The organism is Bradyrhizobium sp. UFLA05-108, assembly GCF_059803455.1.
The window spans coordinates 1-12,783 of record NZ_JBANAZ010000095.1 but is presented as its reverse complement, the minus strand read 5'-3'; the positions used below and the strand labels follow the sequence as shown (position 1 = coordinate 12,783).

General features: G+C 64.2%; 13 protein-coding genes. 9 read left to right on the top strand and 4 right to left on the bottom strand.

What is annotated here, in order from left to right; all coding sequences use genetic code 11:
• Nucleotides 1–3: 3 nt before the first annotated feature.
• Nucleotides 4–702 (bottom strand): hypothetical protein, encoded by a 699-nt coding sequence (locus tag SO140_RS41105; RefSeq protein ID WP_498543922.1) that lies wholly within the window; start codon nucleotides 700–702, stop codon nucleotides 4–6.
• Complete coding sequence (locus SO140_RS41100) at nucleotides 699–1,268, bottom strand: sigma-70 family RNA polymerase sigma factor (RefSeq protein ID WP_449384578.1); 570 nt, start codon at nucleotides 1,266–1,268, stop codon at nucleotides 699–701. The genes SO140_RS41105 and SO140_RS41100 overlap by 4 nt, the downstream gene beginning before the upstream one ends.
• Nucleotides 1,269–1,729: 461 nt before the next feature.
• Between SO140_RS41100 and SO140_RS41095 the strand changes: the two genes are divergently transcribed.
• Together SO140_RS41095 and SO140_RS41090 are read left to right on the top strand one after the other, a co-directional pair.
• A complete protein-coding gene (locus SO140_RS41095) occupies nucleotides 1,730–2,887 on the top strand; it encodes a GGDEF domain-containing protein (RefSeq protein ID WP_449384579.1) in 1,158 nt (385 codons plus the stop codon).
• 63 nt (nucleotides 2,888–2,950) lie between these two features.
• Nucleotides 2,951–4,063, top strand: a complete 1,113-nt coding sequence (locus SO140_RS41090; RefSeq protein ID WP_449384580.1) for a DUF2336 domain-containing protein — start codon at nucleotides 2,951–2,953, stop codon at nucleotides 4,061–4,063.
• 6 nt (nucleotides 4,064–4,069) lie between these two features.
• On the opposite strand, the gene SO140_RS41085 is transcribed toward SO140_RS41090, so the two are convergent.
• Together SO140_RS41085 and SO140_RS41080 are read right to left on the bottom strand one after the other, a co-directional pair.
• On the bottom strand, nucleotides 4,070–4,708 hold the full coding sequence (locus SO140_RS41085; protein ID WP_449384533.1) for an NrsF family protein: 639 nt from the start codon (nucleotides 4,706–4,708) through the stop codon (nucleotides 4,070–4,072).
• A 1-nt stretch (nucleotide 4,709) separates the two neighbouring features.
• Nucleotides 4,710–5,255 carry a sigma-70 family RNA polymerase sigma factor gene (locus SO140_RS41080; protein WP_449384534.1) on the bottom strand — a complete coding sequence of 182 codons (546 nt, stop codon included), beginning with the start codon at nucleotides 5,253–5,255 and terminating at the stop codon, nucleotides 4,710–4,712.
• 297 nt (nucleotides 5,256–5,552) lie between these two features.
• Here SO140_RS41080 and SO140_RS41075 point away from each other — a divergent pair, with 297 nt between their 5' ends.
• The 7 genes from SO140_RS41075 (at nucleotide 5,553) to SO140_RS41045 (ending at nucleotide 12,101) form a co-directional block, all read left to right on the top strand.
• Nucleotides 5,553–6,209 (top strand): hypothetical protein, encoded by a 657-nt coding sequence (locus tag SO140_RS41075; protein WP_449384535.1) that lies wholly within the window; start codon nucleotides 5,553–5,555, stop codon nucleotides 6,207–6,209.
• Nucleotides 6,210–6,345: 136 nt separating this feature from the next.
• A complete protein-coding gene (locus tag SO140_RS41070) occupies nucleotides 6,346–7,125 on the top strand; it encodes an enoyl-CoA hydratase (protein ID WP_449384536.1) in 780 nt (259 codons plus the stop codon).
• 173 nt (nucleotides 7,126–7,298) lie between these two features.
• A complete protein-coding gene (locus tag SO140_RS41065) occupies nucleotides 7,299–8,729 on the top strand; it encodes a TolC family outer membrane protein (protein ID WP_449384537.1) in 1,431 nt (476 codons plus the stop codon).
• A 197-nt stretch (nucleotides 8,730–8,926) separates the two neighbouring features.
• Nucleotides 8,927–9,895: an alpha/beta fold hydrolase gene (locus tag SO140_RS41060; RefSeq protein WP_449384538.1), complete on the top strand. Its 969-nt coding sequence runs from the start codon at nucleotides 8,927–8,929 to the stop codon at nucleotides 9,893–9,895.
• Nucleotides 9,896–10,029: 134 nt separating this feature from the next.
• The gene (locus tag SO140_RS41055; protein ID WP_449384539.1) at nucleotides 10,030–10,449 is read left to right on the top strand and encodes a hypothetical protein; all 420 of its coding nucleotides are present in this window, start codon (nucleotides 10,030–10,032) and stop codon (nucleotides 10,447–10,449) included.
• Nucleotides 10,450–10,456: 7 nt separating this feature from the next.
• Entirely contained in the window at nucleotides 10,457–11,572 is a 1,116-nt protein-coding gene (locus SO140_RS41050) for a hypothetical protein (protein ID WP_498543921.1), read from the top strand.
• 175 nt (nucleotides 11,573–11,747) lie between these two features.
• Complete coding sequence (locus SO140_RS41045) at nucleotides 11,748–12,101, top strand: hypothetical protein (protein ID WP_449384541.1); 354 nt, start codon at nucleotides 11,748–11,750, stop codon at nucleotides 12,099–12,101.
• The last annotated feature ends 682 nt before the right edge of the window (nucleotides 12,102–12,783 follow it).

Genomic DNA, 12,783 nt, shown 5'->3' with positions numbered 1-12,783 from the left:
CGCTTAGGGCGCTGCCACGGCGAGGTTGACGATCTTCTCGCGCTGCATCCTGCTGAGCAGCGAGGCCAGCTCGTCGTTGTTCATCGCCTTGTTGAACTGGAGGCGGAACATGCCGCCCTTGGCGCCGTCGACGATCGAGGCCTGATAGCTGTCGAGCAGCGTGGTGATGTCGGCGATCCGCGCGTCCGGCGTGAACCGCACCAGCGCATGCGCCGACGCCGCGGACGAGGCCCCGAGCTCGCGCGTGATCGGAGCGTCCGTAGAGAGGGAGGCAGTCTGGAAGGTCGAGCTCTGGTTGTTCACCAGCACGGCACCGATGACACCAGCCTGGAGCAGCAGCGCGATCGCGCCAAGGCTCGCCGACCAGGCGAGCGTGCGCGGCGACAGGCTCGCGAAGAACGTGGAGACGCGTGTCGAGAGCGACAGCGCTCTGGGCTCGCGCGCGGGCTCCGCGTCGATCGCGGTGAACAGCTTCTGCATCGCGCGGGCCGACGGAGCACCGAGGCTCTCGTTGAGATGGATTGTCTCTTCATATTCGGCCCGGATCGCGGCGTATTGCTTGGCCAATTCAGGATCGCGGGCGAGCGCGTCCTCGACCCGGCGTGCGTCGCGCGGGTTCAGCGTGCCGGCAGCATGCCATGGCAGCAGCATCTCAATTTCACTGGGCTCTTGCTCCAGCATCTTCTTGCTCAATGCCATCATGGCCAGCCTCGTTCAACACCGGCTACCTTGAGCAGCTCGGCCAGTTTCTTGCGCGCATAGAACAAGCGCGTCTTCACGGTGTTCTCCGGTATTCCAACGATTCCGGCCACCTCTTCCACGGATTTCTCGTGGTAGTAGACGAGATCGACGATTTCCCGATGTTCCGGCGACAGTGCCGTCAAACACTCTCGCAACGCTTCACTGGTATCCTTCTTCTGCACCGCCGTTTCCGGATCGTCGGACGTGTCCTCGATCGCGTTGGCGGCCTCTTCGTCCAACTCAAGATCCTTCCTGCGCCGAAGCGCAGACAGGGCCTTGAATCGGGTGATTGCCAGCAGCCAGGTGGAAACAGCGGATCGGCCCTCGAACTTTCCGGCCTGACGCCAGACGTCGAGAAACACCTCACTGATCAGGTCCTCAGCGACCTGCTCATCGCGCACGAGCCTGAGCCCGAAGCGATAGACCCTGACATGGTGCCGCCCGTACAGCACCTGCATAGCGAGCCGGTCGCCTTGAGCGATCCGGGCGATCAGGACCTCGTCCGAAGCCGCCTGTGTCACGCTCAAAGGCCGTCTCGCAAAGTTGGTCGGGTCGAAACGGCAGGCGGTTCGACGGGCGGAGCAAGATTCTTCAAGTTACCGCAGTCGTACGGGTACGTGTGTGATGTACCCCACATACGCGCGTATTCTTGCAGCTCTTGGGGGGTCGCTAAAAACGGTAGCATAATACTATGACTTTTCCTTGCGGAGCGCCCGCAGGCGCGGCCCGATCTTACCAAGCCTCGAACCATAACGAAGCCTTATGCAGCGCATTCGCCGGCCAATTGATAGTATCTCTGGACCTTACCGTTGACCTTATTCGAGGCCGATTCTCAGGCCTATCGCCGACAATCCCTAATCGCTTGCTAATTTCCGTGTCGGATCAAGGCACTTACCCGGGCCGAGGGCTCGGATTCGCACCGCAAGGATACCAAACCTAAAGGCTTGCCACGTAGATTTTTGGACTGACATTCACCAGTGGCAGGTTCATGAGCGCGGCCGCGACATCCATCCCAGAGCGGAATGCCGCAGAAGTCGCGGATCTCGTCCTGTCTCCCGACCAGGCCACGCCGGAGGTCGTCGCGCGCCGCATGCGGCAGCGGCGCCAGATGTATATCGGCCAGACCGTGAGCTACTCGCTCGGCGCGTCGGTGCTGTTGCTCTACGCCTATAGCGGCGCGGTCTCGATGATCGTGCCGTCGATGTTCTGGCTCGGCGGGCTGATGATCATCGGCAGCTTCGCCGTACTGTCGGAGGCCGGCGTCGGCGAGCGTTACCGGGACCACTACCTCACCGTCTTTCAGATCTCGGCGCATATGGCGCTCCAGCTCATCTTCCTGCTGGCGGTGCCAACGATCGGGGTCGCCTTCATCAGCGTACTCTTCCTGATCTTCGCCTTCGGCACGCTGCGCATGACCTCGCAGCAGGCGATGCTGACCTGGGCGCTCGCGACCATAGGGCTCGGCTTCGTCTTCCTGATCTCCGACCTGCCGATCGCCATGCCGGTGACGAGCCGGCTCGAGCGGCTCGCATCGATGCTGTGCTTCGTTCTGGTGATCGGCCAGTGCGCCTTCCTCGGCCTGTTCGGCAGCACGTTGCGCAAGATCCTGTACCGGCGCAGCATCGAGCTGAAGGCCGCCTATCAGCGCATCGAGGAACTCGCCGAGCTCGACGAGCTCACCGGCTCGCTCAACCGCGGCTCGATCATGCGCGCGCTCGATGGGGAGATCACCGGTGCGCGGGAGGCGAAGGCGCCCTGCTCGGCCGCACTCATCGATCTCGACTGGTTCAAGCGCATCAACGACGCCCACGGCCATCCAACCGGCGACGAGGTGCTGCGCACCTTCGCCATCACCATCTTCGCCAATATCCGCCCGGGCGATCGTTTCGGCCGCTATGGCGGCGAGGAGTTCCTGCTGCTGATGCCGGACACGTCGGGCGAGGCCGCCATGCGCATGCTCGACCGCTTGCGCATGATCGTGGCCGAGCTCGACTGGAGCGCGTTCGCGCCCGGCATGCAAGTGACGATTTCCGCAGGCGTCGCAGCGCTGCGCGACAACGATAATGCCGACTCATTTCTCGCGCGCGCCGACAGCGCGCTCTATTCCGCCAAGGCGCAAGGACGCAACCGCATTGCGACCAGCTGACCAATCCATTTTTGTCCGGCGGCGCTGAAAGAACCGCCGGACCGAACGCTCCAGGACAGGGCCATGAGATCGAAACCCGCCAAAGACTCCCCCAAGATTTCCGAAAACCTGCTCGACGAATTGCAGGCGACGCTGTCCCACGGCACGGTTGCGCGCCGGGTCGAGACTCTGCGCCGCGTCACAGATCTCTTCATCGGCGGCGCGGTGGAGTATTCCGACGACCAGATCGCCGTGTTCGACGACGTCTTCCAGTGCCTGATCGACCACATCGAGACCTCGGCCAAGGTGCTGCTCGCCGAGCGCCTCGCTCCGATCGACACGGCGCCTGCCATGACTATCCGCACGCTCGCGCTCGACGACGTCATCGAGGTCGCCGGCCCCGTGCTGTCGAAGTCAGAGCGGCTGGACGAGGCGACCCTGATCGAGATCGCGCGCAGCAAGAGCCAGGCGCATCTCAAGGCCATCTCGATGCGCCGCGTGCTGTCCAATGCGCTCACCGACGTGCTGGTGGCGCGCGGCAATGACGAGGTGGTGCAGTCGACGGTCAAGAATCCAGGCGCACAATTCACGGAAATGAGCCTCATCGAGCTGGTCGGCCGCGCCGAACGCGACGACGACCTCGCAACCTGCGTAGGCCTGCGCCCGGACCTGCCGCGCCATCATTATCTGAAGCTGATCGCGAAGGCCTCCTTGAGCGTGCGCAGGAAGCTCGAAGCCGCCAATCCCGGTCAGTCCGACGCGGTGCTCAGCGCGGTGCACGAGGCGGCGCAGCGCGTCCGCGCGGCAACCATGACGCGGCAGACCGAAATGGCGCGCGCGCTGGTGAGATCGCTGTTCGAGGACGGCCGTCTCAACGAGCACCAGGTCACAGCCTTCGCCGAACAGAGCAAGTTCGACGAGGCCAATGCCGGGCTCGCGGCGCTCGCCGGTGTGCCGGTCGCGATCGCCGAGAACATGATGATCGAAAGCCGCACCGAGGGCGTGATGATCCTCGCCAAGGTCGCCGGCCTGTCATGGTCAAGCGTGCGCGCGATCATCGCGATGCGCGACAAGCTGTCCGGCGGCGATCCGACCGACCTGTTGAGCGCGAAAGATACCTACGAGGCGCTGCGCACCTCGACCGCGCAGCAGGTCCTGCGCTTTCACCGCATGCAGCAGAGCACGGCGCCGGCATAGCCGGTGCTAGTACTTCAGCACTTTTGATCCGACGAGCGCGCCGAGCGCGGTCACGAGCGCGGCGGCGAGCGTATACCAGGTTGCCACGAACAATGGCGAATCGTCGGTGCAGTGCGAGGCATAGAGCGTCGCCGCCAGACCTGCCGATAACAGGCCGGCAAGCGCGCCGGCAAGCGCAGGCCGCGACGGTGCGCCGTGACGCAGGCCGAACAGTGCGCCCGCCAGCAACGGCAGCGACATCGCGGGGATCGCCGACAGGCACACCCTCGAATTCTTGCCGACCAGACGCATCGTCATCGGCATCGCAGGCGCCATCATCATCTCGCCGCCGATCGCCACCGCAAGCAAGGCCACGGGGAGCAGCAGCAGCCAGCCCCAGCCGCGCATCAAGGCCTCGGGCCGCGACAGATGCAGGCTGATCGCGATCGCGGGGATCGCGAGTGACAGGGTGACGGCGAACTTCATGTCGAAGAACGGATTGTGCATCGCGCTCATCACGTCCGGCCGCACGCCGAGGAAAGTGGCGAAGATCAGGATCGAGAGCGGTGCGGCCACCAGCAGCGAGAGCGCCAGCACGGCGCCGACCTTCGGCGCGCGATGCGCGTTGTCGGCCGCGAGCGTGCGAATCAGTTGATCGGTATCCATCTCATCGGTCCCGCAATTTGGCGGTAAGCGCGGCCAGCCCCCGATGCAGCGCGACGCGCACCGCGCCTTCGCTCATCGACAACTTGGACGCCGTGTCTCTGATCGAGGTGCTGTCGACTGCAATCGACTGCAGCACGTCGCGCTGGCGCTGCGGCAGCGTGGCAAGCTGCGCCGCGACCTCGCCTGCTGAGGCCGTCTCCTGCGGCGCCTCGCCCGGCAGCGTCTCGGCGAAATCGTCGATGTTGACGAAGATCCGCCTGCCCCGTCGCCTCAGCGCGTCGATCAGCTTGTTGCGGGCGATCGCGAACAGCCAGGGCGCGAAGGGCGCCTCGCTGTCCCAGGTATGCCGCTTCAAATGCACCGCCAGCAAAATGTCCTGCACGATATCCTCGGCTTGATCGGGAGGTTGGCCGGCACGCGTGAGACCGCGCCGGGCGGCAGCCCGCAGCACCGGCGTGATCGCCTTCAGCAGGCGATGATACGCCGCATCATCCCCTGCCATGGCCGACCGCATCAGGCCGGTCCATTCGTCCTCACGTCCGCGCACGCGCGCCCCTCACACGGCAATTCGGCCGCTCTTTCAATTTGTTACACCGGCCGGACTTAATCACGAAATCGTGATCCTACGGCAAGCAGCGCATTTCCCCGCGGCCCGGTCTAGCCGGCAAGCCCGGGAGGCTCATAACACCGTTCGGCTCGCCTCGCACTCGCCAAGCCGGCCGGACGCGCCGGATTGCCCCGGTTTCGCCCGCTCAGGCCCGAAGATTCCCATTTTCTGCCCCGCTGTGGTCATGCCCCGGGGTCTCTGTGCGCTCCGGGACGGGGGCAATTGGGGAGATCGTAAATGATCGAAGCCAGTGGCCGCGCAGCGTTGATTCTCGCCGCGGGACTCTTTCTGCTTGTCGGCGGCGCCTCGCAGGCAGCGCCGACGTCGTCCATGATGGACACGACCGACAGCGCGAGCAAATCGGCCGAGACCGTCACGCCAGCCAAGCACCGCCGTCATTCCGCCCGTCACCACACCAGCAAGACGGCGGAGAAATCCTCCGACGACAAAGCCGCCAAGAGCGCCGCAAAGGACATGGCGAGCGCAGCGCCCGATGATACCGCCGCGCCGGCTTCGAGCACGATGCCGCCGTCGGTCGCCAACGCCAATGCGCAGCTCGCCTCTGCCGATACACCGACGGCCGCGGCAGCCACCGCCATGACGTCGCGAGCCAATGACAACGTGCAGGCGGCGGCCGACCAAGCGACCGCCGCACCGGACAGCCAGGCGTCCGCGTCGGATCAGCCAGGCGATGCCACCCAGCAGCCGGACAATCCGCCTGCGCAAAAGACCGTCGTCGCCGCAACCGACGCGCAGCCGCGCCCGGCTCCGGCTATGGCCGCCGCGAGCAGCGAAAGCTCGGCCTGGGATCAGAGTTCGCTGATCGGCAAGATCTTCATCGGCGTTGGCGCGCTCCTGACGCTGGCCTCGGCCGCGCGCATGCTCATGGCTTGATTCTTCGAGATTCTTGGACCTGAGCCGGTTCCGGGGACGCGCGGCTCGCGCGTCCCATTGGGCGTCTTCGCCCTCTTGAAGCCCACCGCGCCAGCGGGCACATTGCCCGCTCACATCGAAAATGCGTGGGTGGAGCATGAGTACGTTCGAGCACATCATCGTCGAAAGCAAAGGTGCGGTCGGCATCATCAAGCTGAACCGCCCGAAGATGCTCAATGCGCTGTCCTTCGGCGTCTTCCGCGAGATCGCCGCGGCCGTCGACGATCTCGAAGCCGATGACGCGATCGGCTGCATCGTCGTCACCGGCAGCGAGAAGGCATTCGCCGCGGGTGCCGACATCAAGGAGATGCAGCCTAAAGGCTTCATCGACATGTTCTCGGAAGATTTTGCCGCGATCGGCGGCGACCGCGTGGCGCGCTGCCGCAAGCCGACGATCGCCGCAGTCGCGGGCTACGCGCTCGGCGGCGGCTGCGAGCTCGCGATGATGTGCGACATCATCATCGCCGCCGATACCGCCAAATTCGGCCAGCCCGAGATCACACTCGGCACCATTCCCGGGATCGGCGGCACGCAGCGCCTGACGCGCGCGATCGGCAAGTCCAAGGCGATGGATCTCTGCCTCACCGGCCGCATGATGGACGCGGCGGAAGCCGAGCGAAGCGGCCTCGTCAGCCGCGTGGTCCCCGCCGACAGACTGATGGACGAGGCGATCGAGGCCGCGGAGAAGATCGCCGCGATGTCGCAGCCGGCGGCCGCAATGGCCAAGGAAGCGGTGAACCGCGCCTTCGAGACGACGCTCGCCGAGGGCATGCAGGTTGAGCGCAACCTGTTCCACGCCACCTTCGCGCTGGAAGACCGCTCGGAGGGCATGGCCGCCTTCATCGAGAAGCGTAAGCCGCTGAACAAGAATCGGTAAGGCTGGTGTAAGGCTCGCCATGCCTTCCCCAAAATCCTGTGACGTAGCTGCAACAAGCACGGATTTCATGGGACATTCACCCGCGGCAGTTTGCCTGCGGGACCGGCGCTGGTTAAACAGGTAAGAGGGCCGCCGTCGGCAGGGGCGGACAGCCGGGATTGTTACGGGATCAAATGAAGGGGCGTGCCGCCAGAACTGGCCGCGTGATGACGCGGCGCCGATCGGGCGTGGGTCATGTCCTTGTCACATGGGCCGCGCTGACGCTTTCCTGCGCCCTCCCCGCAGCCGCGCTGGCCGAAGCGCTGCCGGACGCCCTCGCAAAAGCCTATCAGACCAATCCGCAGCTCAATGCCGAGCGGGCGCGCCAGCGCGCCACCGACGAGAACGTGCCGCAGGCGCTTGCGGGCTACCGGCCGCAGATCGTGGCGAGCCTGAGCGCTGGGCTGCAATCGGTACGCAACCTGCTTCCGGACAACACGATCCAGACCGCGACGCTGAAGCCCTGGACCATCGGCGTCACCGTGACGCAGACGCTGTTCAATGGTTTCCGCACCGCCAATAGCGTGCGCGTCGCCGAGCTTCAGGTGCAGTCGGGCCGCGAGGCCTTGCGCAATGTCGGCCAGGGCGTGCTGCTTGATGGCGTGACCGCCTACACCAACGTGCTCGCCAACCAGTCGCTGGTCGAGGCGCAACGCTCCAACGTCGCGTTCCTGCGCGAGACGCTCGCAGTCACCCAGCGCCGGCTGAATGCGGGTGACGTCACGCCGACCGATACCGCGCAGGCCGAGGCACGCCTCAACCGCGGGCTTTCCGATCTCAACGCCGCCGAAGTCGCGCTAGCCATCAGCCAGGCGACTTACGCCCAGGTGATCGGCAACCCGCCGTCGCAGCTTCGGCCCGCCGAGGTCGTCGACCGCTATCTGCCGCGGAGCCGCGAGGACGCGCTCGCCATGGCGATCCGCGAGCACCCGGCGGTGATGGCGGCAGGCTTCGACGTCGACGTCGCCTCCACCAATATCCGCGTCGCCGAAGGCGCGCTGCTGCCGAGCGCCAACGTGCAGGGCAGCGCCAGCCGCAGCCGCGACTCCGACCAGACGCTCGGCACGTTCGCCACCGACCAGGCCTCCATCGTCGCCAACGTCACCGCGCCGATCTATGACGGCGGTCAGGCCGCGTCGCAAACCCGGCAGTCCAAAGAGGTGTCAGCGCAAAGCCGCCTCGTGCTCGACCAGGTGCGCAACCAAGCGCGCACCGCCGCGACCAGCGCTTGGGTTGCAAACGAAGGTGCCAAGATCGCGGTCTCGGCCTCCGAGTCGGAGGTGAAGGCGGCGACCGTCGCCTTGCAGGGCGTGCAGCGCGAGGCCGCCGGCGGACAGCGCACCACCGTCGACGTGCTGAACTCGCAAGCCGACCTGATCCAGGCCAAGGCCCGACTGATCGGCGCGCTGCGCGACCGCGTCATCGCCTCCTACACGCTGCTCAGCGCCGTCGGCCACCTCGACGTCAAGACCTTGACCCTCAACACCCCCGACTATCTGCCCGAAGTGCACTATCAGCAGGTGCGCGATGCCTGGCACGGCCTGCGCACCCCGTCGGGGCAGTGAGCCCGGCAGGCTCCCCAAAAATATCGAAAACAACCCCATGCAAAGTAGAATGGCATCGCCGCGCGGGAATTGACGCGTCGGGCAAATCAGCAGCCCAATTCCATCTTGAACGACCCGCGATCGCGGTTCGTTTCAACGCAAATCAACTCGCGCTAGAGTAGCGGTCGAACATCTATCGACTCATCTCGCGAGGCCATTTGATTCCCAAAATTCTTCGTGGTGCGGCCAAGCTGTGCGGCGCCCTCTTGCTGCTGGTCGTCGCAGCGATCATCGCATTCCGCCTGGCGGCTGCTTTTCGCGAGACGGCAGGCCGTACCGATCTTGCACCGTCGAGCGGGCATTGGGTGACGACGCGCTCGGGCGACGTGTTCATTCAGGAAATGGGGCCTCTTTCCGGAGTCCCCGTCGTGCTGTTTCACGGCACCGCGGCCTGGAGCGAATTGTGGCGAGCGACCAGCGATGCGCTCGCAGCCGGCGGTTATCATGTGATCGCGCTCGACCTGCCGCCGTTCGGCTTCTCGGATCGGCCAGGTGGCTACACGCGACAGGACCAGGCCGAGCGCGTCAGCGACGTGCTCGAGAAGCTCAAGGTGACGCCCGCGGTCATCGTCGGCCATTCCTTCGGCGCGGGCGCTGCGACCGAGCTGGTGCTGCGCTTTCCGGCGCGCGCCCGCGCGCTGGTCTTGGTCGATGCGGCGCTGGGGCTGATGGCTGAACCGTCCGATCCACCGGCAGTGCTGCGTCCTAAATGGCTGCGTGAAATGCTGGTGTCGCTGACGGTCACCAATCCGCTCGCAACCAAGATGCTGCTGCAATCGCTGATCGCAAGGAAGGACCGCGCCTTGCCTGCATATGTCGAGATCCTGCAGCGGCCACTGACGCGTCAGAACTCGACATCGGATATTGCCGACTGGCTCTATTATTTCACAGGTACAGATCGCGGCGCGATGAGCGCTGACCGCGCCGCCTACGCTCAGCTCAAGCAGCCCATTGCGATCCTCTGGGGTGAAATGGATACCGTGACGCCGCGCGCACAGGCGTACGATTTGAAGGCCCTCCTGCCGCAGGCGCACCTCACTCTGCTGCCCGGGCTCGGTCACATTCCGCAGATCGAGGATCCCGGCCAGTTCAATGATGCCCTGCTCAAGGCGCTCGGGACACTCTAGAGCCGTTTCCGTTCCGATGAATCGGAACGGGGCTCTAGACTCTTGTTTTGACGCGTTTTCTTCACGCGAACCGGTGTCCACTTCGCTGGAAAACGCTCTAAACTCGAACGAGATTCGAACTTACCGGAGGAATCATGGACGTCATCCGATTGTGCGCCTTTGGCTATGCCGCGCTGCTTGGTTTCGTGATCCTGACCGGTTACATCCCCGCCTTCATCGACCAGAACGACATGATCTTCGGCCTGTTCCGCCGCACCTGGTACGCCGACGGCCTGCATCTCGTCTCCGCGCTGTGGGCGCTCGCCTCGGCGCTGACGTCGCGCCGCGCATCCGAACTGTTCTTCCAGCTCTTCGGCGTCTTCTATTTCGCCGACGGTGTGCTCGGCCTCCTCACCGGCAGCGGCTATCTCGATTTCGGCATCCTCATCAACGGCGTTTTGAACCTGCCGCTGTCGACCCGCATCTTCGCCAATGCGCCGCATCTCGGCCTTGGCGGGCTCGCCATCCTGATCGGCTATCTCCTCGCGCCGCGCACGCACCCGGCCCATGCTTAAGCGCCCTATGTTTAAGAGGCTTATGTTCAGGAAGCTTGGCCGCATCATCTTCACGCTGCTCGCTCTGATCGCCGTCGCGATCCTGGTTCCGCTCGCCTATATCGAAGGCACCTGCCAGCCCGCATCCGACATTGCATCCACGACAACGGCCGCAATGGCACTCCCGCCGATCAGCGAGAAGGGCTATCGCCGGCCACTCGACAACACCTATTTCACCTTCCCCGAATGGTACATCGTCTATTCTTTCGAGGATTTTGGCCGCTTCCTCGACCAGTCCAGCGAAAGCCATTTCGGCTATTTGCACCACATCCTCGGCTTCTGGCAGAGCTTCTGCACCATCAACCGCGCGGTCCCGGCAAGTGTTGAGTCGCGCTTCGACGTGAAGATGATGATCTATGTCATCGGCATCAGCTACTCCGCCGAATACGCGATCAAGGGTCTCTACGAGAACACGATCGGGCGCGCCTTCGAATGGATCAGGGGCGAGAAGCTCACGCCGCAGGATGAATACGCCCGCGCGGTGCTCCAGGACTATGCGGCCTTCCTCTACACCATCCCCTGGTACAAATATCCGTTCAGCGACACGCTGAACGGGCTGACCGCGATCTCGACGCCGACGCCAAGCAATCTGCGCACATGGGAGCGCAACTTCGCGCTCGGCACCGAATATTTCGTCAAGATCGGCTATGCCGCAGCGATCCAGAAGGCGCTCGATGCCAGCGATGACGACGAGCCGCGCGACATCATGTTCGTGGTCGCGACATTGCCGCAGGACGTGCTTCGCGCCGAGCCCCGCATCACTCCGATCCGGACGCTGTCCCCGGACTGGCAGCTCGTGCAGGCGCCGCGCTACAAGGCGCTGAGCGAGATCCTGAACAAGCTGATCGACGGCGGTCATCGCCTGGCGGAGATCGCCGGCAATCACGAAATCCTCATCACAGTGATCGCGCCGAAAGGGACGGCTCTCGATATTCCCGACACCACAGAGCTGTTTTCACTGGATCTGGACGCCAAACCCGGCTTCCGCAGGGCCGGCCTTAAGGCAAGGATCGATCGGCTCGTCGAGATCAAGCGCGAGCTGACGACCAAGGGTGCGAGCCTTGAGCACTTCTACGACTATTAAAGCGCGACGGGTTCTGGTTGAATCGGTCGGGCCACGGGCTTGCTCACCTCTCCCGCTTGCGGGAGAGGTCGGCGCGAAGCGCCGGGTGAGGGCTCTCTCCACTTGGGGATTGTCCATTGCGGAGACACCCTCTCCCCAGCCCTCCCCCGCAAGCGGGGGAGGGAGCGCACCTTCCTTGCGGCGACAATCAAGCCTAATCCCATCACGCTTTCGCCGGACAACACCGCGGCCGCTCCGCAGGATCGCGTTTGCGGTCTCGCTCGTCGTCACGGGCTGGCTCGCGCTCGTCGTTACCTTGACCTTCGGCACCGCGCCCGGCCGCTCGCTGGCCGTGATCGGGCCGCAGGCACAGGCGATCGCGGCAATCGCGAAGGCCGACGGCCGCGTGCTGGCGTCGAACGCCTATGTCACCATCGCGCGATCCAATGCAGCGGATTTCGTCAGCCGGCTCTACGTCGCCGGCGCCCTGCTCGTGCTCGATGCCGAGCAGGCCGGCGGCTGCAACGGGCTCGCACCCAAGCGCACCTGAAGCGGCCTGGGGTCTCGGTGCTTTCGGGGCAAAGCGGACATGAGCCAGCGGACAACCTACGCTCAGTCGGGCGAGAATGGACCCGAAGCGGACATCGTTGACGAGCTTGGAATAGTGCGCCGATACGACCGTTTGTTCGCTATCTCCTTAAGACCGAGGCAATCAATCCACGCTATCGTCTCGCGTCCTTCAAGATGGTAACAGTTGGCAACGAGGATAATGTCTTACTACTTCTTCGCTGCCTGTCTGGCCGTATTAGCCTTGAGTTTCGAGCTATCGTTTCGCCGAGCCTGGAATCTGTCGCGGAACTCTGAGCTGCTTGGCCCGGCCCAGCGGCTCGCAGTACGGCGGCGTGCGCTTTGGCCGGTAGGCTGCGGGCTAATTTGCATGCTGCTTGGGTGGATCTTACTTCAATTTAGTCAAGATAAGCTTGTTCTCAATCTAATAATGCTTAGTGCTTCTTTCCTCGCAGGATCGTTTATTGGCGTTGTGACCGGGATCACGAAGCGGGTCTGAAGCATCCACACAGAAAGATAAAAGTGCATCGATCTATGGCCGCCGACAAGCGATCATGGCTTTGTCATCGTCCTGTTGACGTCCAGTTTTGGCCGATTCCGTTGAAAAAGGCCGCGGTTGCGACTCAGAGATACCAGTGATTCAGTCTGTCTAGTTGGCAGGACTG